Origin of the sequence: Candidatus Hecatella orcuttiae (assembly GCF_002009985.1) — an archaeon.
Lineage (GTDB): Archaea > Thermoproteota > Bathyarchaeia > Hecatellales > Hecatellaceae > Hecatella > Hecatella orcuttiae.
This window is the reverse complement of record NZ_MTLX02000002.1, coordinates 96253-122672: the sequence shown is the minus strand read 5'-3', so window position 1 is coordinate 122672 and position 26420 is coordinate 96253. Positions and strand designations below refer to the sequence as shown.

Genomic DNA, 26420 nt, shown 5'->3' with positions numbered 1-26420 from the left:
CGGTTGGAAGGTGGTGTTTCGATAAGCCAAAAGGAGCTACCTGAAGTAGGAGAACTGGTCATAGCCACAGTCGACCGGATAACCCAATATGGCGCCTACGTGAAACTGGACGAGTACGAAGGCATGGACGGGCTGCTTCACATTTCAGAGGTCTCCTCCGGATGGGTTAGAAACGTCAGAGATTACGTCAGAGAAAAGGAAAAAGTCGTTCTGAAAGTTTTAAGAGTTGACCCTGAAAAAAGGCACATAGACCTGTCGCTGAGAAGAGTCAGCGGTAAAGAAAGACAGGACAAGCTTCTAGAATGGAAACGTGGGAAAAAAGTCGAATCCATCTTGGAAATCGCCGCGGCAAACCTAAAGCTGGACCCAAAATCCTTCTCTCGAGAAGTAACAGCCAAACTGGAAGAGAAATTTGAAAACGCCTACGCCGGTCTGGAGGAACTACTGGAGAAAGGAGAAGACTTCGCTGAAAAGCTAAAGATACCTAAAGATTGGGCTGCTGCTCTGAGGGAAGTAGCTCGGCAGAGGATAAAATTACCCACGGTGAAAATAAAAGGAGTATTGCAGCTTGCCTGCCCCGAAGCTAGAGGGGTAGAAGTGATCAAAAACGTCCTTCTAGGATGCCGGTCTAAGAAAGCAAAAAAGGCGAAGGTCAATGTCGACATATACACTCTGGGTGCGCCTAACTACGCCGTGGAAGTGGTGGCTAGAAACTACAAGGAAGCGGAGAAGACTCTTCAAGAAGTCGTAGAATGCGCCCTCAGCGAAATTCGAAGACAGGGTGGTCAAGGAACATTCAAAAGAACAAGCTGAAAAGGGGTTATCCCTTGTCACCGTCCCTTCTTAGAAAATGCCGTGACTGCGGAGTTTACACTTTAAGTCAGACTGTATGCCCCAAGTGCGGGGGAACCATATATTCCCCCATTCCCCCTAAGTTTTCAGTGGAAGATAAGTACGGCAAATATCGAAGAGCTATGAAGAAAATAGCTCAAAAACAGGCGGCGGAAAGCTCGGCTTAAGCCTTACCTTTAAGAATTATCACCTGCGTGGTTGTTTTAGGCTGGTCGATCCAGAAATGGGACGGAGAAACGTAGGCTACTTCGAATTTTTCAAAATCTTCCTCTGCAATGCGGCCGATGGAGTAGAGGATCACCTTGCCCAAGAGAGTGTGCTCATCCGGTAGACCGTCCCCATTTCTATCAGCGTTCTCCACGCTTATCTCAGGGTGGGTTCCTTGAGCGATCCGGGCCATCCAGACCCATTTGCCTTCATCTCCATATCCCCAAGGTAAATGGCTGATTTGAAGAGCTCCAATCGGGGCTGTTGTTACGAAGATCAGTATGTAGTCGGTGTCAAAGTACTCTCTTGACAGGTCGAGGGCAACAGCTTCCTCCGAGAGGAGAATCTGCCCTATGTGTGCTATCTGAGTTACGTTTATGGTGGCGTTGTCCGCCACGCTGGGGTGTTTGCCCACCAAGGCTATCCAGTAGCCGTAGTCCCACCAGGAGATGATGGGAGTGTTTTCAGGGACGTTGCCGCGTATCCACTCCAAGGCCTCCAACCAGTCTCCCCGAAACTCTTTTATTGGAACGCTGCTGGAAGCTATGGTGGCTGGGGCTTCGGAGGTTTCAACGGTCCTGTAGAAGGTAGGAGCCATCGTCGCTAGCAGAATCAGAAGCAGAGCCAATCCCAGCTTTGGATTGACGGCTGATATCACCTTCTTAACCGGTTTAAGCTCTACTTTCTTTATGGCGGCAATAGCAGGCTTGGCCAGATTTACAACCCCGAAGGCTGAAAGGAGGCTGAAGGCCGGAGCTAGGATGAGGTTCAGCCTAATGAGGGAAGCAGCAGCATAGAGAGTTGTGACTCCGAATAGGATCAAGTAAAGGTCTGATGGACTTTTTCTTCTGTAAGCGAAGTAAAAGCCCAAGGGAGCGAGAATAAGCAGATTTCCAAACTGCATGTAAAAGGAAGCCCACGTGTTAAGCCTATGCTCCGCCACCGACTCCATGATGACCCCTGACTGGGTGGCGACTCTGAGGCTGGGATCCAAGACGGTGAGAACCTTTCCCGGAAGCCCTGCCATAAATTGGCTGAGAATCAACGCTCCCACAGCCACCACGACCAAGCTGAGGATGGTCGGCAAATAACCGCTCTTGAGAGACTTAACCCGCCTCAGGCCTTCGTAGAGCACCAGCTCCAAAAAGCCGGCTACAGCGGCTAACCCTCCCAGCGAGGCTATGACCCCCAAGCCAGGCCTGGGAAAAGGGAGGGCGATGAGGATGCCGAGGCTGAGAGTGATGTAGTAGGCGATGAACAGGCGTGAACTGTATTCCCGAAAGATTATGGCTGCGAAAAGGAAGAGAGGAAGGATCGTCATCATGTAGTAGAAGGCCCCCCAAGAGATGTTGAGGTAGCCTAAAGCCAGTCCCGCCAGCACGGCGAAGAAAACACTCCGACTGAGGGGTTTGGAGCTGTCCAAGGCTTTGAGAAAGAAAAGGGATATAGAGACGATCGCGAGAATACCTACGGATTCATGTTTGAAAAACCCTAAGACCGTTCTGCTGGCGTAAGCGTTGTTGAAAGCCAAGAAAAGGCTGGCAAGTAAGCCTGTCTCCCGGCCTCCCACCTCCTTCCCTAGGAAGAAAATCGCCACGCAGGTGACGGCAGCCATAGTTGGGGGAAGAAAAATAGCCACATCCAGTAGCGATAGGCCGAAGCCTTTCAAGAGGAAAAAGAAGGCAGCTGCTGTTAGGGGCAACCCCATGGGGGTTGTGGAGGGTACGTCTCTCCCAAAAGGATACCACGTCTGGAAGTCACGCCAGCCTTCAGGCTTGAAAATCCACCCTAGCCCCTCTTCCACGATATGCTGGCTGACGTAAAAATGCCAATAAGGGTCAAACTCTGAGAGGTAAGCTCCCCACTGCAAGGGCAGTATGCGCACGGTGAAGGCCAAGCCGGCGATGAGGGCCAGCAGACCCGCTTGAAAGAATCCGGAGAAAGCGATTTTTGAAGCTTCATCCATAAGGCTGAAACGGAGCGCTTCTTTCGAAAGCATTTTCACCGGCTTTCTGGCCGTCATCCTACAACCCTGTTTTTTAATAGCTTTAAAGGCTTTAAACCTTAGCAGCCGCCTCAATTTGTTTTATAGGCCCAATTTTTTTGAAATCTCGCCGCGTGGATCGCGTAAAAAACTATTATAGGCTGAATTTCTATCTCTAGAACACGCATCTAAGAAGGAAAAGCGACAGATCACCCCTTCAGTGGTAATGTCATGAGAAATCTCAAGCCCTCCTACGATCCTATTGAAGTGGAGAGAAAAGTCTCCGAAATGTGGGTTAAAAACCGCATCCGAGACAAGCTTTCCAAGCTAAGGGAGACCGGGCCTCTTTTCAGGTTCCTAGAAGGCCCCCCCACGGCCAACGGCTTCATGCACATCGGCCATGCTCGCGGAAGGGCGATGAAGGACGCTGTTTTACGCTTCGAAGCTATGCGGGGGAAAAACGTCTGGCGGAAAGCCGGATGGGACTGTCAAGGTCTGCCTGTGGAGATCGAGGCTGAAAAAAACCTAGGGATAAAATCCAAGGGAGACTTAGAGAAGATAGGCCTAAGCCGGTTTGTTGAAGAATGCAGTAGGCTGGTGGATTTCTACATTCAACATTGGAGAAAAAACTCTGAAAGACTCGGCTTATGGCTGGACTACGACCATGCCTACGAGACGAGGAAAGATAAGTACATTGAGTTTGTGTGGTGGTTTATTAAGAAAGCCTACGAAAAAGGACTGCTTAAAGAAGACTACAAGGTAGTACCCACTTGTCCCCGCTGCGAGACACCTCTCTCCAGCCATGAGGTGAGTCTGGGCTACGCCACCCTACGAGACCCTTCCATCATCGTCAAGTTTCAATTAGAGGATAAACCCGGGGAGTATATTTTAATCTGGACGACAACCCCTTGGACGCTGGTGGGAAACGAAGCTGTGTCAGTTCACCCGGATCACACCTACGTCAAGGTTAAAGTAGGGGAGGAAGTTTGGATTCTCGCCGAAGAACTTCGCAGCCGCGTCTTCCAGCAGCTTAAAGTGGAAGACTACGTTAAAGTTGACTCTTTCAACGGTCGGAAACTGGAAGGCGCCAAGTATGTTCACCCGCTGATGGAAGAAACTCCTGCTCACAGAAGACATTCCAACCTTCACGACCACGCCGTCATCTGCGGGGAGCATGTATCCATGGAAGAGGGAACAGGCTGCGTTCACACAGCTCCAGCCCACGGCCCAGAAGATTTTGAGGTTGGCGCAAGATACGGAATACCCGTGTTCTGCCCTGTCGACCAAAAGGGCCTCTTCACCGGGGAGGCGGGTAAATATGGGGGGATATTCTTCCGAGAGGCAAATAAGGCAGTAGTGGAGGACCTGAAAAGGAAGGAGCTGCTTGTCTGGTCTGGAGAAATTGAGCATGAATACCCCACTTGCTGGAGATGCGGCACTCCCCTCCTCTACCGGGCGGACAAACAATGGTTTCTTCAAGTCTCCCTTCTCAGGGAAAGGATGCTGGGGGAAAACAGCTCAGTCCAATGGTTTCCGGAGTGGGCTGGGAGAAACAGATTCGGGGAATGGCTTTGCAACGCGGAAGACTGGTGTATCTCGCGGACAAGGGTTTGGGGAAGCCCTCTCAATGTGTGGAAGTGTGGAAAATGCGAAGCCTTGAAAGTTATCGGAACCCGGGAGGAGTTGGTGAAAGAAGCCAAAAAACTCCCCAGCCGCCTTGAACTTCACCGTCCATGGATAGACGAGGTAGTGTTAAAATGCCCTCGCTGCGGAGAGGAAATGAGCCGCGTTCCCTTCGTTCTCGACTGCTGGCTGGATTCCGGTGTAGCTCATTCCGCATCCATAAACGCCTTGGAAGACCCTCAGCTTTTTCAGAGACTTTACCCCTATGATTTCATCACCGAAGCAGTGGACCAGACCCGTGGGTGGTTTTATTCCCTCCTAGCCACGGGAGTAACCCTCTACGATAAAACCCCCTACGTGAAGGTTTTATGCCAAGGCCATGTCCTCGACAAATACGGCCAGAAAATGTCCAAGTCTAAAGGCAACGTAATCTGGACTGAGGAAATCCTAAACCTCTACGGGGCTGACGTAACCCGGTTTTACCTTCTCGGTAAGGCTGCCCCCGAGGACACCTTACTTTTTGACGTTGAAGAACTCTCCCAGGTGAAAAGAGTCTTAAACGTGGTCTGGAACGTTTTCGCCTTTGCAGTAACCTACATGCAGTTGGACAGGTTCAATCCTGAGGATTGGCCTCTGGAAAAAATTTGGAAGCAGCTCAAAGACGAAGACAGATGGCTTCTTTCCCGATGCCAATCTATGACAGGGAAGGTCACCGAGAACCTCGTGAACTTCAGGCTTCACAAAGCCTTAAGGGAAGTCTTCGACTTCTTGGTCGAGGATGTAAGCCGATTCTACCTCAGGTTGATCAGGAGGAGAACGTGGATTGAAGCTGAGGCTGTGGAGAAGATGACCGCCTACACAGCCCTCTATACGGTGCTCTTAGAGGCCTTGAAGCTCATGAGCCCTTTCACCCCCTACTTGGCTGAGGAACTTTACTCAGCTCTATCCCCCGGGAAGCCTGAAAGTATTCACCTCTGCAGTTGGCCTGAGAGAAAAAATGAATTGGTGGACGAAACTCTTGAAAGGGATATTCAAATCTGCAGAGAAGCCTTGAAAGCCGTCCTTGCCGCGAGGCAAAAAGGGCGGATAAAACTCCGATGGCCTGTGCGGACGGTCACGTTGCTCCCCTCAGACCAAGCGGCTCACGAAGCCTTTACCAGAAGGAAGGAGATACTCCTCAACCAAGCCAACGCCAAAGAAGTACTCATTCTTCGCCCTGGAGAGCGGCCGCCCTTCCTAAAGCTTAAACTTCAACCTCAGCATGCCTCTTTGGGTTTGAAGTTTAAATCCGCCTTTCCCAAAGTGTTGGCCGGCTTGGAGAAGATGGGAGAAGGAACAGCCCTCCAGTTGCTCCAAGAGAAGGGGGAAGTCGAAGTATCCGTGGAGGGGGAAACCTACAAGCTTCAAAAAGAAGACTTCAAGGTTGAAGAAATCTACCCGAGTAGCATCGTTGCGGAGAATTTTGACCACGGCCGTGTGTATGTGGATACAGCTAAGACCCCTGAGCTTCTGGCAGAATCCGCAGCCCGGGAAATAGTTCGGAGAGCCCAGCTTATGAGGAAAGACATGCAGTTGAACATCGAAGACTACGTGGACGCCACCCTAGGGTATGCCAGCTCGGAAACTTTATCCATATTGAAGCAGATGGAAGACTACATCAAAACCGAGGTTAGAATCCGAAACCTGAGGCTGAAGAACATAGAAAACGTTAAACCAGCCGGAGAAGGTGCCTACCTAAAAGAGTGGCTGGTGGGGGAGGAAAAAATAAAGATATTGCTGGAAAGAATTCGGAGTTAGCTTTTTTCCAAGTCCTCCACCGGAAAGATCTCCACGTTGTCAATGAAGAATTCCAGTTTCCGTCCGCATTTAGGACATGTTCCACCGTTAAGTTGGATGATCTCCTCAGCCGGCTTCAGGTCGACGCCCTTATAGAGAAGATGGCCGCAATCTTTACAGACAGCCAGTTGAGGCATAACCCAATCCCTAGGCTAGTAGATGCGGTGAACTTTCAAATAAAGTTTCTTAACTCCTTGGAGAACTGATTTTCCACTTCCACCGCACCCCTTTCGGTGTGTCCTCTATTTTTAACCCCTTCTTCTCCAGCTCTTCCCTAAGGGCGTCGGCGGTTTTCCAATCTCTATTCTTCCGGGCTTCTTCCCTTTTGATGAGAAGTTTCTCCAGTTCTTCGGGAAGCTTTTCCGGTCTGGGTTTTTCTTCGACGAGGTTGAGGACTCTGTTCACGTTTTTTAAGAAGCCTTCCATGTCTTCCGCCTCCTTCTCTCCAAGCTTGTTTTCGTCGATAAGCCTGTTGGCCTCTCTCACAAGTCTGAACACCGAGGCTAAAGCAATGCTTACATTCAAGTCGTCGTCCATGGCTGCTTCAAAGCTTTCTTTGCATTGAGAAATCAGCTTTTCAGCTTCTTCTCTCTCTCCCTCTTCCTTCCTTCCCTTGGCTTCCTTTAGTCGATGGAGAAAGTCCTCTAGTTTTCCGACGACATCAGATGCCTTCTCCAGATTCTTCAAGGAGAAGTCTAATATCTTACGGTAATGGGTTGAAAGCAGAACGTATCTTATGGCCTTAGGGTGGTAGCCTCTCTGAAGTAAGTCCCGCAGGGTGTAGAAGTTTCCCAGAGACTTGGACATTTTTCTCCCTTCCACCATCAGGTGGTTGAAGTGAAGCCAGTAGTTGACGAATTTTCTACCAGTCGCCGCTTCTGCCTGAGCTATCTCGTTTTCGTGGTGAGGAAACATGAGGTCGACTCCGCCGGCGTGGATGTCGAAGGTTTCCCCCAGATATTTGATGGACAAGGCTGCGCATTCGGTATGCCATCCAGGTCTACCTTTCCCCAGCTCTGTTTCCCAAAAAACATCCCCATCTTCCTCGTCCCACGCCTTCCAGAGGGCGAAGTCTTCTGCCTCCTCCTTAGAGTACTGGTCAGCTTTGATTCGGCCTTTCGCCTTCAAAAGGCGTAGCTTGACCTTGGACAGCTGGCCGTATTCCCGAAATTTTGAGATGTCAAAATACACCGAACCGTCCTCCCCTCGGTAGGCGAATCCTTTGTCCATGAGCTTCTTGACCAGTTCTACCATTTCCTGGATGTGCTCGGTGGCTTTGGGGTAGACTTCAACTCTTTCAATGCCAAGTTTATCCGCGTCCTCGAAAAACGCCTCCGTATACTTGGCGGTATACTCCTTCAAGGAGAGACCGGTTTCTCTGGCGCCTCTGATGGTCTTGTCGTCAACGTCGGTTAGGTTCATGACTTGGTAGACCTCGTAGCCTTTGTATTTCAGCCACCTCCTTAGAACGTCTTGAAGCACAAAGGTTCTGAAGTTCCCGATATGGGCGTAGTCGTACACGGTGGGGCCGCAGGTGTAGATTTTCACCTTTCCGCTTTCTATGGGTTTAAACTCCTCCTCCCGGCCTGTCAGCGTGTTATATATTTTTAACCCCGAAGCCTTCAGTCCTCCCTTCAGTGTTTGCTGTATTTCTGGCAGTGTGCAATAAAATTTCTGACCAATTTCAGGCTGTGGGCGAAGTGGACATGCATGTAGGAGGCGTAGGTATTATACAGGTTCCAAGCGTCATGTTTCCCGTCGATGCCGTAGCCTTTCTCCATGCTGTAGGCGAAGACGGCGTCCCGGGGGATTTCCACGATCTTTGAATAGTGAAACTCATGGCCCTTCAGTTTCGCTCCCGGACCAGCCAGCAGGTGGCCTTTCACCACTTTGGCTAAAGTGTAGTTTAGGCAGAGCTTCTTGGTCATAAGGGTCCTGCCGTCGAAAATACCCACCATCCTATACGTGCGGCCGTTGAAATCGGTGATGGATCTCGTGAGATACATCAAGCCTCCGCACTCCGCGTAGACAGGCATGGAGTCCTCTGCCGCCTTCCTTATCTCGTTTCTCACGGTCTTGTTAGCTTCCAGTTCTCTGGGAAGCACTTCCGGGAATCCTCCTCCCAAGTATAGGCCGTCTACCTCGGGAAGCTTCCGGTGGTGGATGGGGCTGAAGGGCACAAGCTCAGCGCCGTGGAGACTCAACAAGTCCAAATTTTCTTGGTAGTAGAAATTGAAGGCTTCATCTAAGGCGACGCCTACCCTCACTTTTTTAGGAAGAGAAGTAGACGGAAAAAGCACCTTCTTCACTTCAGGCAATTTTGGGGCTGAAGCAGCGACGTCCAAGATCATGGCCAAGTCCACGTGGGACTCCATGTGGGAGATTATCTTTGAAAAATAACCTCCTAGGCTTTCTTTTTCCTTTACAGGGATCAACCCCAAATGGCGTTCAGGCATTTCTATTTCCCCGCTCTTGGGTATAGCGCCTACGACGGGGATCTTAGCTGCTTTCTCGATCGCCTCCTTGCACCATTGAGCGTGGGAGAGGGAAGAGACCCTGTTCAGAATCACCCCCCTGAGGCTGAGCTGGGGGTCGAAGCTTTTGTAGCCTAAAACTAAAGCTCCAGCGGACCTCGCCATGCTGTGAGCGTCAACTACAAGGATCACAGGCGCCTTCAATCTTTTAGCTACCTGCGCTGTGCTTCCAGCCTCCCCTGCGCCGTGGATACCGTCGTAAAGGCCCATGACACCCTCCACCAAGGCTATGTCAGCTTCTTCCATGCCGTGAGCGAATATCTCCAGCAGATGGGGCAGAGGAACCATCCATGAATCGAGGTTTCGGCACGGCCTCCGGGTGATGCCAGTGTGATAGCTGGGGTCGATGTAGTCAGGGCCTACTTTGAAGGTCTGAACTAGGTAGCCTCTTTTCATGAGAAGCCCCGCGAGGCCTAAGGTAACTGTGGTCTTCCCTGAGCTGCTCTGAGCCCCCGCCACCACCAGCCGCGGTTTTTTCAAGCTGTCCGCGTTTGAATGAGGTTTCATTTCACGCCGCCGAGGCTTTGGCTTTCTATAAATTTTAATAAAAACCGGAAACGGTGAGAGTTACGGAACAGGGCCCTTCAAGCTCGCCTAGCCGTTTAGCGCTTCTAGGCTTTAGGTTTAGAGGCCATTCTTTCTAAGGCAGCCACTTCATTTTCCGTAAGCTCTTGGGTGTGAAGTTTTATGAGGGCTTTTCTTTTTCTAGTCTCCAGTTTTCCTCTAGGAGTTGCCCAATATCTCTTGACTTGGTCGGGTCCTGTCTTCACGCCTATTTCTCTTCTTTTTTCTAAAGCATCCAGATTCTCCGCAAGTTCGGCTTCATCCCCGAGAAACTCTTTGGCCTTCACTCTTCTGAAAAGCTCCTCGAAGGTCATGGCCGCTTCGCTGTCTTCAGGCAGGCTTTGGATGACTATGTTGAACCGGTGCCCTGTCCTCTGCCTTATTTCACTGGCCACTCTCCAACTCATATAAAACACCTGAGAAGTTCTGAGCTATTATTTCAGCCTAAGGGTTATAAATCTAGCTGAAAAACCGTAAACAAAAAAGGAGGAAAGAGCTTTAGCAGAGTTTGTTGACGGGATGCTCCTCAGCCGGCTTCGTTCCCAAGCCCTCCTTAACAGCCTCGGCCACCATGATGTTGGCGAAGGCTACGGTTGGGAAGATGTAGGGAGCGTTTTCAATAGGCCCGTAAAGGATGAAATCTCCTCCGCATAGGACATGGACAACGGAGCTGGAGATATCGCAGACTCTGTAAACGTCTTTTCCTTCAGGGATTTGTTTCTTGTATTTTTTAAGCCAAGTCCAAGCTGAAACAGCGTTGTGTATGCCTGTGCCCACCGGCAGCCCGAATTTAGTCTTCATCACGTACGTTGCCCTCTCAGAAGGCCCTGCCCCTAAGCTTAAAGCCGTAGCTGCCACGTCGATAAGGATTTTTTCAGTGAGTTCTTTCGCAATGTCTAGGAGGCCTTTTTCCATTAAACCCGCTCCAGTAGTCATCACTTCCATCCGCCCTTTTACCGTTGTCTGATCCTTAGGGTTAAAAGCTAAGACAATAGCAGGCAGGCTGGTTTCTCTGAGCACAGCCATCTCCTGTTCGGTGATGGAAACATTGATGGAGTTGAAGATCGCCCTATCTTGTAGCCCCACTTCCGCTGCATGTTTAGCCCCTTGAAGCCGGGTGGTGGCGTCTGTGGAGTCTATGAGGAGGGGGGCATCGGTGAAGTTTGAAACGAAATCAAGATACTTGATCATGACTTCAGGGGCCTCCGCAAAAACCTGAACCACCTGCGGAACTCCTGTGAGTTCTGAAAGCTCTTCCTGCTTTTTCAACAGGGCTTCAGCCGCAGCTCTGTCGAATTCTCCGCTTTTCGGGTCGGTGATGATTTTATGCCCTTTGTAGAAAATTGTGCCCGCCAAGGGCGTGGGCAGCTCGCCTGGCTGTCCTCCGAACTTCACTTTTCCAACTTCCACTATGGTTTGTTCCCTTTCAAACCTGAACATGCATATCACCTACATCCAATGTAACACGTATTTTAGGAAGGTGATGATGGTGAGGCCTAGCGCTAGGCCGTAGAGGAAACCCATCCACGTTCCAGCGGTTAGACCTCTCCTCAAGGCAACCTCCCCGAGGACGAACTCGATCTTCTCATCGACGGCGTCCAGTCTATCATGGAACTCCTTTATCTCCGGTGGTGTAACTACCGTCGGAACCACTACTTCTTCCCCGTCCGGTTTACCGACCATTCAGTATCTCCTCACGGTATGAAATACGCGAATATAACTCCGAACAGTAGCAGGGAGATGATCATGCCCCACATGAATCCTTTAACCAAGCCTCCGTAAAAACCTGCAGCAAAACGGTTCTCTCTTCCGATGAGAAGCAACCTTGTCTTCAGGTCATGTATCCGAGCCTCAATGAGAGCCATTTCCGGCGTGTACAAGGTTTCTACAGCCCTACGTTTGGCTTTCTCCACCATCTCACCCCAATCCAGCTAAGAGGAGCAGAAACAAGGTACCTAAGGCAGCGAAAAAGCCCAGAGCGAAACCTAAATGCCTCGTGGAGTACACACCCATGGTCAGTCTTCTCTCCCTTGTCAGAAGCCTTACCTTGTATTCCACATCCCCGACGACTTTTCTCATAGAGTCGACGGCTGGGGGAAGGGAAACCATCAGGGGAATTCTCACAGCGGCTTTTTCCTCCACCTTCTCCGCTATCTTAATGATCATCGGAGGCTCTCCGAAGGCGCCGGGGTCTTGGGCTGCCAGCTCCTCTATTTTCGCTAGGATGACTCCTAGGTCTTCCACATCCACCATGGCTGCCATTTGAACCTGTTTTCTGAACCTCTCCACGCCTTCAGGAGGTACGGCTTCAATGTAGGGAATGGCCCCCGGAGCCTTTATGATCTTTTTGGTTTCAGGGTCAACGCCGAATTCCCACAGGGCCTTGAAGCATCCCCCGGTCACGTGGCCTGCAACCTCGGTTCCGCACACCACTACAAATCGAATATTGGGGTTGGAGATGGTGTTCAAGATAACCTTCTCAATCCCAACGTTTTCCGTTTTACATTCCCCACAGAGAGCCACGTTCCGGTTTTCGAGGAGGGGTTTAATCAAGGCTGCGGAGGCAAGGGTTACCACAGCCACGCATCCCTCCGGGTTGCCTACGTAATAGTCTCCGGGAGCCACAGGCCACTCTGACACTGGAACCTTATTCACCTTAGGCTTGGGCTCCGCGGTCTCGCCCCCTTCTTTTTGGCCCATGGAACTATCCTCCTCCCACAGCCTTCAAGGCTTCAGGGCTCGTAACCGCCAAGTAGGTGAATATTATAATGGCGAAGAACAGGCAGCCGATGAGAAAGCCTAGGAAGATATTGGTCAGAAGCCCCGCTCTCCTGTATATGCCTCCTCGGAGAGGCCTTGAAAACAGAGGCTCTGAAGCTGGGTTGAGGCTGGAGAGAAGCTCCTCCGCCAACTTTTCCAGTTCCCTCAAACTTTTTTCCAAGGGCATGATGTCAAGAGTGACCACATCCATCCGAGCTTCTCCCACGAGGCCGTTTTCAGCGTCTAAGATCACGTCGTATTCTTTAGATATTTCAGCCGCCATAGCTCTCCCTCTACTTCTTTGCCTCCGGAAAACCTGTCCACATCACCGAAGCTGATTCTTTTATGGCCGCCTTTATGAAAGCATAGTATCCACCAATCCACACCGCTGCCCCTAGGAAGATAATGCCCACAGCCGCTTCCAACGTCATGATAGAAGGATTCAACCCCGCCACTCCTAGGGCGGAGATCCCGGCGAGAGTTACGTCTATTCCCGCCACACCAACGGCTAGCTTTAAGGTTCGAGTCTGCTTTTCCCCAGGCCCCAGACAGGCGTTGAAGGGGTGGAAGATGGTCATGCTGGTGGCCCAAAACACGGCGACGACGAACCCTGTCAAGAATATCATGGGCATAAGCCTCCCTTGGAAGAAATCCACCGTATACCCTCCTGCAGCAGCGCTGAGGAGAGCCATCAAACCCACGGAGGCCCCTACAGACAGCTCGGTTATGCAGCGGGTGAAGACAGGGATCTCCAAAATCTTCAATCTGCCGATGATAACCCCGTACATAATGCCCCAGAGAGCCGCTAAAGCCACGCCCAACGCAGGCTCATATCTCAGCCCCACCAGCGCTGTGAGGACACCCATCCCTATGGCCAGATTACCTATGGAGGGCACTCCGGTGCCTAACCCGTAGCCGGCTATGCGGCGAATGGCGTCTGCTGCCCAAACAAGGGCGGGCACGGCCAGCGCTGCGGGGATTAGGGGGGAAAACTTCCCCAGATAGACACCGGGTAACCCTACGGCGACTCCGATGATGGCTAAGTATTTCGGATTTATGGTAGGCTTCTTAGGAGCCCCTTTCGTCACATGGCCCATGTTTTCATCCAACACCCCCTATTGAAACCAACAAGATGAGAACTCCGAAAAGAATCGAAGCTGAGAAGCAGGCGGCGATAACTCTGGGCAGCTTGGAAAATTTCGGATCCAGCCAAGACTCGATGACGCCTCGGATGCTGTAAGCTGCTATGTTAGCGTTGATGAGGTATAGACCCACCGCCGTTATCACGGAAAGAGCCATGGCTGCCACTTGGGGGGCAGGTTGGGGAAGGACTCCTACAAACTCCGCCAACGTCGCACCGCTGCTGAACCGGTACATGGCTGTGAAGGCCAAGGCTCCCCCCGCTCCAGCCAGAAAGCTACCCAGCACCCCGCCCAGATAGGGGGCGGTGGGGACACCGTGGCCGACGGTTCCCGGGGTCACGTAGGGTTTTATCGGGTCCCCTGTTATGGGGTCTCGCTCTTTGGTGGCGAAGGCAGGGGGAACTCCTTTGCCGAAGATGACGATGAGGTTGGTGAAGAGCATGGTGATCGCCAGCATGAGGGCGGAGCTTACGCCGGCGGTGATGATCACGAACATGAGACTTTTGGTGTAGAAGGCTGCCGCCAAAAACAGGCCGGTTACACCAGCGCCCATGGTTATCATTTCGCATCCCGTGGCAACGCCTGTCGCTGTAGACATGGCCGCTGGGGCGCCGCCTATGGGAATGAGGAAGACGCCTACGCAAACTAGGATTCCTCCAAGCCCTATCATGAACAGGACCAGCAACATTACATCGATCATGGGAAGACACCTTCTCAAGCATAGGGACCGAACTTTTTCCGAGCCCAAACCTCCAAATACCGGTTGAAACCGATGAGCGCAGCTAAGATTATCAGCCCTGTGATGAGGCTTAACAGGATTACGGTGAAGTTTCCTATCAAAAGGCGTAGGTTATCCACCAGCAGTATCAACGCGTAGCAGAAGCCGGCCATGGGGCCGCCGTATTTGGCGCAGAAATAGGTCACATCTATGCTGGTTCTCCAGCCTACCTCCGCCTTGGTGGTTATCTGCCCGAAGTTTTTGCTGGGAACCCCTTCCCCGAAGGGAAAATGCTGAAACTGCCTCTCTGCACCGTAGTGAATGTCCCCTGTCGAAGAGCCCACGGCTCCCGCCATTATTCCCAGCAGAAAGCTGAGGAAGGGTATGGGCATAGGGTAGCCGAGCAGCCCCTCCAAGCTGAAGAAAACATTGTAGAAAATGTAGGCTAAGGCAACCAGCGCCGTGCTGACGATGAAGCCGTGGGAGGCGATGAGGGGAAGATGGCTTGTAACAACATCCAAGTAAAGGGGTTGCTTGAAGATGTTCACGCTGGCCGTTCTCCCCAGATGAGAGGAAACCGCTAGAGAAATGTGAACCAACGTGGTGAAAGATGAAGCGACGGCTAAGGCGATGAGGGGGTGAACCTGGAAACTGTACCATAACACGGTGAACACAGTTCCCGCCGTCGCTCCCCACAGCCCGTTGGATATGGGTTCCCCGGAAATCGCCTTGTTGTAGATTCGATGACGCACTCCCATCTGAGGGGCTAGTTGAACTTGGGAATTGGGATTTGACTGTGAGCCTGTGTCGGATTCTAGGTCTTCAAACCAGCCGATGATAGCTCCTAAGCTTACAATAAAGGCGAAAACACCGAGGACGATGGCGGCGGTTAAGAACTCCATGGCCGACCATTATTGCTAGTTAAAAGTCTCTCACTATATATTTTTTTGGCATCCCCCTTCTTGCTTCAAAGAAAGCGGATAGTTGAGAGTCCTAAAAAACGAACTCCCTCCACCTCCTATTCCGGGCTTGTTTGTAGGTTGCAGCCTGTAAGGAAATATCTTTATATATATTTAAATTCATAACACCGTTATACGGTGAGAGAAGTTGCGGAGGGTTTTTGTTTGCCTCTCCGAAAACATCCCAAAGCTTTGCGGAAAGGCTTCAGATAGAGGGTAGTCTTCTCTCCTCAGCTTTTAGGTTTCCAGCCGGATTGGCTTTCTTAAGAAAGCGGGTTAATTTTCCCCTGCCGCATCATGAAAAATTTTTAAAGCATATATGTGATTGGGAGGAAAGCTTAACCTGCGCTACGAGACTATTCTCCTCAGAAAGTCAACGCTGGGAAAGGAAGTGACCTTATGGTGAAACCAAGAAACTGGAAGGAAATCGATGAAACGATAAGAAGCTATCTCGGCTTAAAATACTCCCTCGTCGGAGTGAAACTTCTCAAGGAAGACGCTCATGGAACTGAGGCTCTCAAACCTGAGAGACCCATGGAGTACTGTAAGACGCTCCGCTTGGCTTCCATGGAAAACAGGGTTTTTCTTTACGGGAAAGACGACGAAGCCTGCTCCACAGCCCATTTCGTCCTAGGTTTCAGGGAGCCGAAGCTATCCGGGGTTGAGCCTAGGGTTAAGCCAGCGGACACGAAAGGCATACAGGTTGCTCCCCTCAGCCGGATGGAGGAAGAGCCCGACGTCGTCCATGCGATTTTGACTCCGAGACAAATGATGGAGCTAACCAGTATCCTGAAAGGTGCGGGGGTCGAAAGCCTAGCCGCGGACTTTAAAGGGGAGAAGGCTTGCAGCGATTTCACTGCCAAACCTTACTTGGACCGTAAGCCCAATGTGTCTTTCCTCTGCAAAGGAGCCCGGCTACTGGCTGATTTTCGAGAGGACGAAGTCATCTTCGGAGCTCCTCCTGAAGTATATGTGCAGGCAGCTGAAGCCATATCGGAGGTTATGAAAAGCGGAGGCCCCCTCTGCGGATGCCGGGCCAGCGACCTACCCAAGGACCTCGTTCAAGAACTTGAAAAAATCGGCCTGTCCAAGGGAACCGATTATTTTCTTGGAAAATTCGATGGCACCAACGTCAGGGTCTACCTCAACAAGGATTTGAGGGGCAGATTTAAACTGCTTACCATTCGCATCCCCCTGAAAATGGCTTCGGAGGAAAAGGCTAAAGAAGCGGTGGAAAGGCTTTCCGAAACCATCAGACCGTATGAAGTGGTTCAACGAGGTCCTTGGATAGACTTCATTCTCACAGCCAGCGAAGATGAACTGGGAGTGGACCTTTACTCTGGGGAGAACCTGGAGAGACTTCTCAAGTCGATCGTAGGTGACGTTAGGCGGCACCTGCAGAAAATAGGACATGAGGGATAAGGGACGACGGTAGATCTTCAAAGGTATAGGCGTCTCAGCAACTCCCACAAAGGATATCTTATCATCCACCCCATCATGACCGGGGGCATTCTCCCTCAAGAAGTTCAGAAGAGGCTTCTGGAAGAAGGCTGGACTAAAGCCGGCTACGCCATCTGCTTTGACTGTCTAGACGGGAGATCCAGCCTCATAGGCAAGCCTCCCGTTAAAGACTTCCAAGCCGATGTGGCGGAGTTCTTCGGGGGAGACGTGGCTGAGCATACCTTCGGCTGCCGGGGAGCCCAATTCGCCGTCATGAAAACCTTGGCTGACTATGTAGCGGAAAACGGGTCGAGGGAATATGCCAAAGTCATCGTCACCGATCCCCTCTGCCACTACACAACCGTCATAGCCGCTGAGATGGCGGGCTTCGAATTGGAAGAGGCAGTTCACAGAGGCTATCCTGAGTACAGGGTGGAGGCGAAAAATTTCGCTGAGAGAATAGAGCGGGTTAAAAAGGAGAAGGGGAAGCTTCCCGCGTTGATAGTGGTCACCCATGCGGACCCCTACTACGGTAACCTGAATCCTGTGAAGGAGGTGGGGGAGATTGCAAGGGAATATGACATCCCCTACATGGTCAACGCCGCGTACACAGCCGGGGTCATGCCGGTGAACATGAAGGAGATGAAAGCCGACTTCCTGACGGTTTCAGCCCACAAATCCATGGCCTCCCTAGGCCCTCTGGGTTTTCTAGTCACCAACTTTGAATGGGCTAAACGAACGTTTGAAAGCTCCACTATGGTGACCCACTGGAGCGGCCGGGCTTTTGGGAAGAAGATTCCCAGCCTTTTCGGGTGTAGCGTAGGCGCTGTGCCCCTAGTTTCCGCCATGCTTTCATTTCCCTACGTAGTGGAGCGAGTTAGAAATTGGAATGAAGAGCTGGAAAAAGTCCGCTGGTTTATCGGGGAAATGGAGAAACTAGATGACGTCATGCTCATTGGGGATAGGCCTCACCGACATCATCTGATGCATTTTGAAACCCCTGTTTTCTGGGAGATATCCAAACGTCATAAGAGGAAAGGTTTCTTCTTGGCGGAGGAGCTGAACAGGAGGGGGATCACAGGCATCCACAGAGGTATGAGCAAGCACATCAAGCTCTCAACCTACAGCCTAAGCTGGGATCAGCTCAAAAAGGTTAAGGATGCCTTCTACGAAATTGCCGAAAGCTACACCTCCGGTTAGACAATTCGGCCTCCGGAGAGGTTTAAGGCTCGTTTCAAAGCCTACGGATAGAGCGATGGCTGTCCACAACTTTAATACGTCCCTGCACCTCATCCATTTCCAAGAGCCTTAAAGTCCGACGGGAAGAAGGCTGGAGGCAGGCCGTCCAGCTGAGAATTCGGTGAAAACTCGTGGTGAACCCTAATCCTTTCGGCTTCTTTCGAGAGGAATGCGAAAACGCCCTCTTGGCGGTTCTCGGAAAGGTTTACCCCGACTTTGAAGCTCCAAAATACTTGACCACGATTCCTTCTTCACCTCAGTTCGGGGAGCTTTCCTCCAGCCTATGCTTTGAGCTTTCCCAAAAGACAGGGCTGAAGTCCTCCGTCATCGCCGAAAACCTCCGCGTGGAGCTTAGTAAGCTGAGTTTCAATTTAGTTGCCAAAGTGGAAGCTGTGGGAGGTTATCTAAACTTCTTCGCCGACATCCCCCAACTGGCTAGTTTAACGTTTGAAGCTGTGAAGGAACTGGGCCGCTCCTATGGGCTTGTCACCGCAGCCTCCTCTGAGAAAATCTTGGTGGAACATACCAGCGCCAACCCCAGCGGGCCTCTTCACATAGGCACCGCCAGAAACGCCATCCTGGGAGACGCTTTGGCTAGGCTTTTGGAAGGGCGAGGCCATGTGGTGAGGCGGCATTTCTACGTCAACGACATGGGTAGACAGGTTGCTACGGTGGCCTATGGTTTTATGCTCTTGGGAAAACCGAAGGTGGAAGGAAAACCCGACGAGTGGCTGGGCTTTCTCTACACGGCCGTTCACACTCTTGTGGAAATTACAAGTTTGAAAAAAAGGATGGGAGCGGTCAAAGAACGGGTGGAGGCTGAAAAACTGAAGAGACAGCTGGGTGAGCTTGTAGCCATAGCCTCGGAGCTGGAATCCCAGCGGAAAGAAGTCTTCGACAGACTCTTGGAAGCTGTAAACGCTGACTCTGATCCGGAGAAAAGCATCGAGAAAATTCTCAAACTCTACGAGGACGGAGACCCGCGGACTGTGAAGCTTATCCGGAGAATAGTTAACCTCTGCCTCAGAGGCTTTAGAAAAACCCTGAAAACCGCAGGCATAAAATTTGATGCTTGGGACTGGGAAAGCAACCTAGTGTGGAGCGGCGAAGTTAAAGAAGTTCTGGAAAAACTGAAGAAAACCCCCTACGTGAAACTTCAGAGAGGCGCCTTAACCTTCGACGCACGTTTAGCTGCTGAGACTCTTGGAGCTGCCACCCTTACATCCCAAGAAGGGCTGCCGGAGGTTTCTCCGCTGGTCTTAGTTCGAGGCGACGGCACCACCCTCTACACGACGAGAGACATCGCCTACCATTTGAAGAAGTTTTCTTGGGCGGACAGGGCGGTCAACGTCATAGGCGTCGACCAGAAGCTGGCTCAGCTTCAACTCAAGCTTGCCCTCCTAGCCTTGAAGGTCAGCAAAGCTGCGGATTCCCTCATTCACTGCGCCTACGAGTTGGTCACCCTTCCCGGGTATAAGATGTCGAGGAGGAGAGGCCGCTATGTCACCTTCGACGAGGTTATGAGGGAGGCTTTCGCCATGGCCTACAAGGAAGTGGAAAAACGTTCACCCGATATGAGTGAAAGGAGAAAAAAGGAGACCGCCAAGGCGGTGGGTCTAGGGGCTATCAAATACGCCATGCTCAGCGTTTCCCCCCTGAAAGTTGTCACCTTCAGCTGGGACCGGGTTCTGAACCTCGAAGCCAACAGCGGCCCCTATATTCAATACGCCCACGCCCGAGCTTGCAGCATTTTGAGAAAGGCAGGAGCCCTTCCCCCTCCTCCCCCGAGGGACAGCTTGCTTTTGGATAATCCCCTAGAAAAGCAGCTACTGGTTAAGCTGGCTAGGCTTCCTGAAGTTTTCTCGGAGGCTGCGGACTCCCTTAAACCTGAAATCTTGGCTGAATATGCTAACGAAGTAGCTGACAGCTTCAACGCCTTCTACGATGAGCTGCCTGTTTTGAAGGCTGAAAGTAAGACCGCCAAGAAAAGCCGCATGTGGCTGGTGAAGGCTGTGCAGGTGGTGTTGGGGAACTCTCTGAGGCTTTTGGGCATAAAAGCGCCATTTCGGATGTAAAAACGATAGTGTTTTAAGGCTTTTTGAACATATATAATGAGGGATTCTAAACCCCGTCTTTTTAAGAAACACCGGGCTTTGGCTGAGATGACGGTGAAAATTAAAATCTGCAACATAGTCGTTTCAGTAGATTTTGGCCGAAAAATAGCCCTATCTAATCTTCTTAAGACTTATCCAACTCTTTTTCGGCGTAAAAAGCATTTTCCAGGGCTTGTTATGAGGTTAAAAAACCCTAAGACAGCCAATCTGGTTTTTAGGACTGGAAAAATGATCTGCACAGGTTTAAGCTCCGAGTTGGAGGTTCCGAAAACAGTCAGAAAGGTGGCCGCGGAGCTGAAGCGCAGAGGCGTCAGACTGGAGGGGAAGCCGGAGGTCAAAGTTCAGAACATCGTAGCCTTGGTGAACTTCGGGAGAAACATAAGCCTAGAAAGAGTCTCCCACCAGCTGGTTTCCACCATCTACGAGCCTGAGCAGTTTCCCGGCCTCATCTGCCGCATCGACGAACCTCGAACAGTGGCCCTTCTTTTCTCCAATGGAAAGGCGGTGTTGACGGGGGCGAAAACCCGAAGCGAGGTCTACAAGGCTGCTCGGAAGCTTGAAAGAAACCTATTTGGAAGAAGGATAGAAAAGACTCTGGAGGCTAAGGAAAGCGAAATCAGGACGCTGGAGGATGCTAATGGGCTTAAGATTCTGACTACCCTCTACAGCCTCTGCGAGTTTTGCACCTACGACTGCGGGCTTTGCCCCTACCCGGGTTTGGGGATTTTCTTGGAGAAGGTGGACCGGGAAACCTTGGCTCATGTGGCTAAACTAACTCGTATAGAAACCTGTAAAGGCGGGGTTTTCGCCAAGCCCATACCCTCCCTCTCCAGCCGTCTAAGAACCTTGGAAGTCAGTTTGGATGAGTTTTTCCGGGATGTGCTCCAAAACCGGTGGAACGGTTTCCCCATCAGCGATTGAACATCGTTTTCGGCTTTTCACAGCAGCTTCCAGCTTCTAGGAGGTCTCCCTCAACCTTTTGACGGCGAACTCCTTATCTAAGGATAGGAGAAAAGGAGCCAGCCTAGGGCCGAATTTTTTCCCCAAGAAAACCAGATAAACCGCTTCAAAGATCTTAGGGCCTATCCCCAAGCTTTTCCCCAGCTCGAAGACTTGGTATTGAAGTTCCGCCTCATCCCAGTCTTTTTCCTCCAGCATTTCAGCCAGCCTCTTCAGTCCTTCCCTTTGTCGGCTGTCTAACATTTCTCGAACCTGCGCGGGGAGGGTTTCGGCTATGTTGAATCGGAGGTCTTCCCCAGCGTAGTGGACGACCCAGTATTGCGCCTTCTTCAGCCTGTCTTGGGCTGAGGAAATCACCTCCTCTCCCACTTTTTTTCCTCCCCCCAGTTTCTCTAAGACTTCTCGAACCTTGGATTTCACCCCCTCCTCCCCTAGGAGGGGCGTCAGCTGGCATAGGACTATGGCGAACCTGAAAGGAAGTCTGAGGGGAGGAGAGGCGGGGGGCCCCTCAGGCAGGCTGAGGGGGTAAACCCTCCGGACAGCGGCTTCCTCCTCCGGGGTTGAGGCCTTTTCTAGGTTGAAGTAGATTTTTTCAGCTCTTTCAAATTCGTCGATGAGCTGGGGGAGCCGCTCGGGGGAGAAGTTGATGTGCTTGCGGGGTTCTTCTCTGAGGACCATGAAGCGGTAGACTTCCGGGGGGGCGGAAGCCGACCATTCTGCGAAGGTGAAGGAAATCCCCTTGTGGGTTTTCATGGCCTTCGCCCCCAAAAGTATCCACTCGTAGGGAATGCGGTAAGGCGGCTTCCAACCGAAGACCCGGCTGACGATATGCTCCCCCGTGTCGTAGGCTCCGCCCTTCACGCAGTGGTCTTTGCCGGCTGGTTCGCAGCTTACCTTGAACAAGGCCCACTTGGCAGGCCAGTCGATCCTCCACCGGAGTTTAACCGGGTGGTCCGCTATCTTTACCTGCCCCCTCCGGCCGCAGGCCTTGCAGCTGTAGGTCAGAAGGTCACCTTGGGAGTCGTAGGCTTGAACCTTCGTGGTCATGAGGCGGCCGCAGGCTTCGCAGACCACCAAGCAGGGATACCAGTCTTCCAGCTCTTTTTGGAAGGCCTCAAGCTTCTCTCCCTGAAGCGTGGGTGTAACCACCCGGCGGAGGATGGCCTTTAACTCGCCCACCTTTTCTAAGGCCTTGCGGATGAGGTTTTTCATCTCCGGGGTCTGGTAAAGACGGTGGGACCAGACGATCTGGGGGTGGAAGCCGAAAGTTGGGAAGGTTTCGATGAGCTCCTGAGCGTAATGGCGCCCCCAGCTTTCGCAGTGCCCGTAGGGGCAGGGCACCGCCCACATGGGTCTTCCAAGGTACTCCCTGCGTGATGCGAAGTCCTTAGGCGTAGCCGGGGGGAAGGTTTTCAGGGAGTCAAAGTCGTCGACGAAAAAGTAGAAGGCGGTGGGGAAGCCTCTCTCCCTCAGCAGGGTCTCGAAGGCGCTGCAGTACACCAGCTCCCGACCTACACCGACGTGGATAGGCCCGCTGGGGGTCTTGGCGGTGCTGAAGACCAGCTGCTCATCTCCTCTGAGCTCCAGTTCCCTGACCACCCGGTCAATCCAATGGCCTTCCAGCCGCCCTATTTTTCCCGCCAAACTTAATCCCCGCCATCCGATCTAAGACTGCGAAGGGGAAGCAGTCGAAACCGTAAACCGTATAATTGGAGACAGATATAATATTGACGGTGACCTCCGGGAACCCTAACACCGCTGAAGAAGGGCCCGTCGTCTAGAGGGACTCATCGTCATCCCGGAAAATCAGGACTAGGGCGCCGGCCTGCGGAGCCGGAGGTCGGGGGTTCAAATCCCCCCGGGCCCGCCACCGTAGTCAGTGGTAATAATTTACTGTAGCCTCCAATTTGAACCCTTGTAGACGTTAGCCTCTCTTAGGAAGCGGTAGAAAAATATGCCACAACAAGCAGGGAAGCAGAATAATATTACAACAGCTTCGAAAGGCATCGATGAAGATTGCTAAGGCTCAATGGCGACGCCAAGCCTTGGAAGAGACGAGAGTAACCAATGTGAGGGAGGGGGAACACCCCTATCCGAGAGCTCACGCTTTGGCAGCTATTGCTCCTATTAGCGGTGACTAAGCAAGTTAAGGGAAAAGGTCAGGCCTTTCGGAAGCGAAGGCTGTCAGAATACTGATTAGCATGCCTCTTTCATGGGTATTCCATATTGCAAGCTCTCAGGAAAATCTTGGGGCTCCCTTTCAGCTTCGATGTTAAACAGCTTTCTGGCTGCCAGAACTAGGGAGGTTTGATCCTTTTCCGCGGCTTTTCTCAGGTTTTGGATTGGATGGTGGAAGATTCTTTCGACGAGTTCATAGGACATATCTTCGATGAGTTTCCGCAAAGTTCCATCCACCCGGCCCAGCATGCTGAGAAATCTCTCCACTTCTTTCCTCCTGATCTTCTCGGCCCTCTGCAGCATGGCTGAGATAACAGGTTCCGCGGTTTCCCTCTTCAACATCAACTCCAGCCGCCCTACTTCTTTTTCCACGATTTTTTCAACCTTTTCCACCTCTGCGGCGCGCATTTTAAGGTTTAGCTGGCTCAGCTTTTGGAGGTCGTCGATGTTGTGGAGTTGAACCCCCCTAAGGCGGGCTACCTCGGCGTCCACGTTCCTAGGCTGGGAAAGGTCAATGATGAGCATGGGCTTTCCTCCCCTTTCCTCCAAAGCCTTCCCCACCTCGCTCAACTTCAACACTGGGTGGGGCGCTGAGGTGGCGACCACCACCACGTCGGCTTCAGCCAGAAATTTCCCCAGCTGACTGAAGGACACAGCTCGGCCGCCCAGCATCCGAGCCAGCCTAAGGGCTCTGGGATATGTGCGATTGGCCACGAAGACCGCGGCCTGCCGTCTGGCTGCAAGAGCTTTCCCCACCAATGTGCCGGTTTCCCCAGCTCCTAGGATGAGGATTCTCCTCCCTTCCAGCCCACCGAGGACCTCCTCAGCCAAGTCTACGGCCACCGAACCCACCGATGCAGCGCCCTTGCCGATGTCTGTTTCAAGGCGAACTCGACCCCCCGTCTTGATCGCCTTGGTGAAAACTTTCTCGAGCAGAGGGCCTACCGTGCCGCAGGCTTTAGCCTCTTCGAAAGCCTTCCTGATCTGGCCGAGGATCTGAGCTTCCCCGACTACCATGGACTCAAGGCCTGAAGCCAGCCGGAAAAGGTGGCCCACAGCTTCCACGTCACGGGACACTTCGATAAGGCTGTAAAATTTCTCTGAGTTGAAACCTGTTTCTTTCCTCCACCACTCTGCCACTCTCTCTTCGTCTTCCTGGGTTAAGGTTACTGCGAAGATTTCTACCCTGTTACATGTCTGCAGAATTAGGCATTCCCTGATGTTTTCCGCATTCTGTAAACTCCTCAAAGCCTTCGGGGGGCTCTTGAAAGTTAGCTTCTCCAGCAGAGGGATGGAAACCTTCTTGTAAGTGGCCCTCAAGTTAAAGATTCTCAAGCCGCTCACACCATCCTCCCTTATGGCAAACACTTCTAAACGAATCCCGATCCCAAAAAATGTGGACGGGGGGCGCTTCTACTTGCCCCTCTTCACAGCGAAGATCACGGCGGCTCCTATGATAATACCGACCACTACGCCTATGGCGAGGTAAACGTAAAGCATTCCTACCCTCGGCGGGGCCGCTGCTTCTAACTCGGCCACACGGTCTTGAAGACTGCTAACCTGCGCCTGCAAACTGCTGACTTGATTCTCAAGGTCGCTGTTTAACTTTCGGAGGTCTTCATTTTGGCTCTTTAAGGCATTGTTCTGTTTTTGGAGGTCGGAGATTTCGTCTTGCAAGCGGGAAACCTCAGCCCGCAAGGTTTCAACTTGCTCTGCAGGAGCCAAAGTGGCGATGGTGGCGTCGGCTATAGCTTTAGACGCGGTCAATTCAGCCTTGGCAGCATAGTCCAGAGCTGCTGCCAAAAGCATCTGGGTGTAGGTTGGGTTATGGAAACCTTCACTGCCATCTGCCTCTGCGTAGGCAAACCTACTTTTAGCTTTCAGCAGTAGTTCTTCCGCTTCTTTGAGGGTGGCCATATCAATTCCTGCGGTTTCATTAGCCGTGATGATAGTAGTTTCGGCTGAAGATATGGCTGCCTCTGCCTTCTCCAGCGATTCGCTGAACAGAGTCTGGGCATCTAATATGCGCTGTTCAGCCCATTCTGCGCCTTGTTCCTTGTGGCAGCCTATAGCTTGACCACATGTATAATCGTATGTCCCATAGGATTGAACCGTCATGGTATGGTTGCGTAGATCATAGGCAATGGCCGTCTTGGTGTCAAGAGCCATGTGGCAGTCAACGCATGTAACACCGGAAGCATAGTGTACGCTACCTATGGCGGTGAATATTTCCCCTGTGGTATGATGCCATCTCTCCTTATCCTTCTCCTCCACCGTGGCTCCACCAGTGTGGCACTGCGTACAGACAGTTAATTTATCAGCAGTCGACCCAACCTCTCCCACGGCGGGGTATCCTTTGACGGCAGGCCTCGTTATTCTCAGGTCGGAAGAGTGGGGATTGTGGCAGTTGACGCAGGTAACAGGGTTCACGGCATTTTCGACGGTTACTTCAGGAGCCTTGAACAAGGTGATGAGATCGGTGTTCAGGATTTTATCTGCACTCATACAGCTCAAACAGTAATCCTGTGCGTAGGGCAAAGCTACAAGATGCTCTAAAGATTCGCTGTGTTCACTCTGAATCCAGTCATGATACTGCTGGTGATGTTTATGAGGCTTTTCACCGTGGGTGTAGCTGAAGGATTCGGGGTCTCCAAGCTGGTAAGTGATGTCCTTACCCCTAACATGGCACTGCCCGCAGACCTCCGCACTCACATCGATGACCATTTTGTTCTGCGTGGGCCCCGTGATGTGGTCTCCTCCAGGCCCATGGCAAGACTCACAGGTGATGCCGAGGAACTGCCAGTTGCCTACGATGCCAGGCATACCCTCTGGGGACGCGGCCTCTACATCATAGCCTGTAGTGTGACAGTTTCCGCAAGTATACTTTTTAACTTCGCCAGCGTGGTAGTCGACCCATTCGCCTGTGGCGATATTATATTGGTTTTTCCCAGGTGTTTTGACTCCATTCTCATAATGCCAAGTTATAAAGTAACCGCTTGTGTTTATGTAGCGTATCTTCCAAATGCCTCCTAAGGTGTACGCCACATCATCCCAAGATATACCCTCGGGCAGGGGGAAACCTTCCTCCTGCGCTTGCTGTGCGGTGAGTATCATGTTAGCATGGCCTGTGTCTTTCCATTCTTCATACTGAGCGGGGTGGCATATTTTACATGTCTCTGGACCGACGTAGCTTGGGATCTCTGCGGCGTATGTTTCTTGGGAAGCCTGTATGTTTGCTTGGATCGTCAATGCTCCTGCGATGGAACCGAAGGCTAGGATGGTTATGGTGATAGCCATTAAATAAATAAGA

23 protein-coding genes, 1 tRNA gene and 1 pseudogene are annotated in these 26420 nt (G+C 51.8%); 9 read left to right on the top strand and 16 right to left on the bottom strand.

All coding sequences use genetic code 11. The features are described 5' to 3' along the window. Positions 1–3 precede the first annotated feature (3 nt). Positions 4–813, top strand: coding sequence for a translation initiation factor IF-2 subunit alpha (locus BWM17_RS00710; protein WP_309491959.1), 810 nt, complete (start codon positions 4–6; stop codon positions 811–813). A 14-nt stretch (positions 814–827) separates the two neighbouring features. Next, the gene (locus BWM17_RS00705; protein ID WP_309491958.1) at positions 828–1019 is read left to right on the top strand and encodes an RNA-protein complex protein Nop10; all 192 of its coding nucleotides are present in this window, start codon (positions 828–830) and stop codon (positions 1017–1019) included. Here BWM17_RS00705 and BWM17_RS00700 read toward each other — a convergent pair. Beyond that, a complete protein-coding gene (locus BWM17_RS00700; RefSeq protein WP_309491957.1) occupies positions 1016–3082 on the bottom strand; it encodes an STT3 domain-containing protein in 2067 nt (688 codons plus the stop codon). The genes BWM17_RS00705 and BWM17_RS00700 overlap by 4 nt on opposite strands. Positions 3083–3274: 192 nt before the next feature. Here BWM17_RS00700 and ileS point away from each other — a divergent pair, with 192 nt between their 5' ends. Then, entirely contained in the window at positions 3275–6463 is a 3189-nt protein-coding gene (gene ileS / locus BWM17_RS00695) for an isoleucine--tRNA ligase (protein ID WP_309491956.1), read from the top strand. Here the strand turns inward: ileS and BWM17_RS00690 are convergent. From BWM17_RS00690 to mtrE, 12 genes are all read right to left on the bottom strand, one after another. Continuing rightward, positions 6460–6639, bottom strand: coding sequence for a hypothetical protein (locus BWM17_RS00690; RefSeq protein ID WP_309491955.1), 180 nt, complete (start codon positions 6637–6639; stop codon positions 6460–6462). The genes ileS and BWM17_RS00690 overlap by 4 nt on opposite strands. Before the next feature lie 49 nt (positions 6640–6688). Then, on the bottom strand, positions 6689–8107 hold the full coding sequence (gene cysS / locus BWM17_RS00685; protein ID WP_309492369.1) for a cysteine--tRNA ligase: 1419 nt from the start codon (positions 8105–8107) through the stop codon (positions 6689–6691). Between the two features lie 29 nt (positions 8108–8136). Beyond that, entirely contained in the window at positions 8137–9543 is a 1407-nt protein-coding gene (locus tag BWM17_RS00680; protein ID WP_309491953.1) for a cobyrinate a,c-diamide synthase, read from the bottom strand. A gap of 104 nt (positions 9544–9647) precedes the next feature. Beyond that, positions 9648–10007 (bottom strand): hypothetical protein, encoded by a 360-nt coding sequence (locus tag BWM17_RS00675; protein WP_309491952.1) that lies wholly within the window; start codon positions 10005–10007, stop codon positions 9648–9650. 91 nt (positions 10008–10098) lie between these two features. After that, positions 10099–11040, bottom strand: a complete 942-nt coding sequence (mtrH, locus tag BWM17_RS00670; RefSeq protein WP_309491951.1) for a tetrahydromethanopterin S-methyltransferase subunit H — start codon at positions 11038–11040, stop codon at positions 10099–10101. A gap of 9 nt (positions 11041–11049) precedes the next feature. Beyond that, on the bottom strand, positions 11050–11283 hold the full coding sequence (gene mtrG, locus BWM17_RS00665; protein ID WP_309491950.1) for a tetrahydromethanopterin S-methyltransferase subunit MtrG: 234 nt from the start codon (positions 11281–11283) through the stop codon (positions 11050–11052). An 11-nt stretch (positions 11284–11294) separates the two neighbouring features. Beyond that, positions 11295–11513, bottom strand: a complete 219-nt coding sequence (gene mtrF, locus BWM17_RS00660; protein ID WP_309491949.1) for a tetrahydromethanopterin S-methyltransferase subunit F — start codon at positions 11511–11513, stop codon at positions 11295–11297. Positions 11514–11517: 4 nt separating this feature from the next. Next, complete coding sequence (mtrF, locus tag BWM17_RS00655; RefSeq protein WP_309491948.1) at positions 11518–12300, bottom strand: tetrahydromethanopterin S-methyltransferase subunit F; 783 nt, start codon at positions 12298–12300, stop codon at positions 11518–11520. Between the two features lie 4 nt (positions 12301–12304). Beyond that, positions 12305–12643 carry a tetrahydromethanopterin S-methyltransferase subunit MtrB gene (mtrB, locus tag BWM17_RS00650; protein ID WP_309491947.1) on the bottom strand — a complete coding sequence of 113 codons (339 nt, stop codon included), beginning with the start codon at positions 12641–12643 and terminating at the stop codon, positions 12305–12307. A 10-nt stretch (positions 12644–12653) separates the two neighbouring features. Beyond that, positions 12654–13457 (bottom strand): tetrahydromethanopterin S-methyltransferase subunit MtrC, encoded by an 804-nt coding sequence (gene mtrC / locus BWM17_RS00645; protein WP_309491946.1) that lies wholly within the window; start codon positions 13455–13457, stop codon positions 12654–12656. A 4-nt stretch (positions 13458–13461) separates the two neighbouring features. Further along, the gene (gene mtrD / locus BWM17_RS00640; protein ID WP_309491945.1) at positions 13462–14202 is read right to left on the bottom strand and encodes a tetrahydromethanopterin S-methyltransferase subunit D; all 741 of its coding nucleotides are present in this window, start codon (positions 14200–14202) and stop codon (positions 13462–13464) included. A gap of 14 nt (positions 14203–14216) precedes the next feature. Further along, positions 14217–15122 (bottom strand): tetrahydromethanopterin S-methyltransferase subunit E, encoded by a 906-nt coding sequence (mtrE, locus tag BWM17_RS00635; protein ID WP_309491944.1) that lies wholly within the window; start codon positions 15120–15122, stop codon positions 14217–14219. Positions 15123–15578: 456 nt separating this feature from the next. Here mtrE and BWM17_RS00630 point away from each other — a divergent pair, with 456 nt between their 5' ends. The 4 genes and pseudogenes from BWM17_RS00630 to BWM17_RS00615 all read left to right on the top strand — a co-directional run bounded on the left by BWM17_RS00630 (position 15579) and on the right by BWM17_RS00615 (position 20893). Beyond that, the gene (locus BWM17_RS00630; protein ID WP_309491943.1) at positions 15579–16601 is read left to right on the top strand and encodes a DUF169 domain-containing protein; all 1023 of its coding nucleotides are present in this window, start codon (positions 15579–15581) and stop codon (positions 16599–16601) included. 42 nt (positions 16602–16643) lie between these two features. Further along, positions 16644–17819 (top strand): annotated as a pseudogene (pscS, locus tag BWM17_RS00625) (O-phospho-L-seryl-tRNA:Cys-tRNA synthase); the annotation flags it as partial. Positions 17820–17989: 170 nt separating this feature from the next. Next, entirely contained in the window at positions 17990–19933 is a 1944-nt protein-coding gene (locus BWM17_RS00620) for an arginine--tRNA ligase (protein ID WP_309491942.1), read from the top strand. A gap of 36 nt (positions 19934–19969) precedes the next feature. Beyond that, the gene (locus BWM17_RS00615; RefSeq protein WP_309491941.1) at positions 19970–20893 is read left to right on the top strand and encodes a hypothetical protein; all 924 of its coding nucleotides are present in this window, start codon (positions 19970–19972) and stop codon (positions 20891–20893) included. Positions 20894–20929: 36 nt separating this feature from the next. Here BWM17_RS00615 and lysS read toward each other — a convergent pair whose 3' ends face one another. Next, on the bottom strand, positions 20930–22576 hold the full coding sequence (gene lysS, locus BWM17_RS00610) for a lysine--tRNA ligase (RefSeq protein WP_309491940.1): 1647 nt from the start codon (positions 22574–22576) through the stop codon (positions 20930–20932). Between the two features lie 122 nt (positions 22577–22698). Here lysS and BWM17_RS00605 point away from each other — a divergent pair. Next, a tRNA-Arg gene (locus BWM17_RS00605) sits at positions 22699–22802 on the top strand. A 139-nt stretch (positions 22803–22941) separates the two neighbouring features. Continuing rightward, positions 22942–23073: a hypothetical protein gene (locus BWM17_RS00600; protein ID WP_309491939.1), complete on the top strand. Its 132-nt coding sequence runs from the start codon at positions 22942–22944 to the stop codon at positions 23071–23073. A 55-nt stretch (positions 23074–23128) separates the two neighbouring features. Here BWM17_RS00600 and hemA read toward each other — a convergent pair whose 3' ends face one another. Together hemA and BWM17_RS00590 are read right to left on the bottom strand one after the other, a co-directional pair. After that, positions 23129–24454 (bottom strand): glutamyl-tRNA reductase, encoded by a 1326-nt coding sequence (gene hemA, locus BWM17_RS00595; RefSeq protein WP_309491938.1) that lies wholly within the window; start codon positions 24452–24454, stop codon positions 23129–23131. A 69-nt stretch (positions 24455–24523) separates the two neighbouring features. Further along, entirely contained in the window at positions 24524–26407 is a 1884-nt protein-coding gene (locus BWM17_RS00590) for an ammonia-forming cytochrome c nitrite reductase subunit c552 (protein WP_309491937.1), read from the bottom strand. Between the last annotated feature and the right edge of the window lie 13 nt (positions 26408–26420).

Excerpts from the sequence above, each read along its gene's own strand:
- BWM17_RS00700 (WP_309491957.1), bottom strand. The coding sequence starts at position 3,082 with ATGACGGCCAGAAAGCCGGTGAAAATGCTTTCGAAAGAAGCGCTCCGT.
- ileS (WP_309491956.1), top strand. The coding sequence starts at position 3,275 with ATGAGAAATCTCAAGCCCTCCTACGATCCTATTGAAGTGGAGAGAAAA.
- BWM17_RS00690 (WP_309491955.1), bottom strand. The coding sequence starts at position 6,639 with ATGCCTCAACTGGCTGTCTGTAAAGATTGCGGCCATCTTCTCTATAAG.
- BWM17_RS00680 (WP_309491953.1), bottom strand. The coding sequence starts at position 9,543 with ATGAAACCTCATTCAAACGCGGACAGCTTGAAAAAACCGCGGCTGGTG.
- BWM17_RS00675 (WP_309491952.1), bottom strand. The coding sequence starts at position 10,007 with ATGAGTTGGAGAGTGGCCAGTGAAATAAGGCAGAGGACAGGGCACCGG.
- mtrH (WP_309491951.1), bottom strand. The coding sequence starts at position 11,040 with ATGTTCAGGTTTGAAAGGGAACAAACCATAGTGGAAGTTGGAAAAGTG.
- mtrG (WP_309491950.1), bottom strand. The coding sequence starts at position 11,283 with ATGGTCGGTAAACCGGACGGGGAAGAAGTAGTGGTTCCGACGGTAGTT.
- mtrF (WP_309491948.1), bottom strand. The coding sequence starts at position 12,300 with ATGGGCCAAAAAGAAGGGGGCGAGACCGCGGAGCCCAAGCCTAAGGTG.
- mtrB (WP_309491947.1), bottom strand. The coding sequence starts at position 12,643 with ATGGCGGCTGAAATATCTAAAGAATACGACGTGATCTTAGACGCTGAA.
- mtrC (WP_309491946.1), bottom strand. The coding sequence starts at position 13,457 with ATGGGCCATGTGACGAAAGGGGCTCCTAAGAAGCCTACCATAAATCCG.
- mtrD (WP_309491945.1), bottom strand. The coding sequence starts at position 14,202 with ATGATCGATGTAATGTTGCTGGTCCTGTTCATGATAGGGCTTGGAGGA.
- mtrE (WP_309491944.1), bottom strand. The coding sequence starts at position 15,122 with ATGGAGTTCTTAACCGCCGCCATCGTCCTCGGTGTTTTCGCCTTTATT.
- BWM17_RS00630 (WP_309491943.1), top strand. The coding sequence starts at position 15,579 with ATGGTGAAACCAAGAAACTGGAAGGAAATCGATGAAACGATAAGAAGC.
- BWM17_RS00615 (WP_309491941.1), top strand. The coding sequence starts at position 19,970 with ATGAGGGATTCTAAACCCCGTCTTTTTAAGAAACACCGGGCTTTGGCT.
- BWM17_RS00600 (WP_309491939.1), top strand. The coding sequence starts at position 22,942 with ATGAAGATTGCTAAGGCTCAATGGCGACGCCAAGCCTTGGAAGAGACG.
- BWM17_RS00590 (WP_309491937.1), bottom strand. The coding sequence starts at position 26,407 with ATGGCTATCACCATAACCATCCTAGCCTTCGGTTCCATCGCAGGAGCA.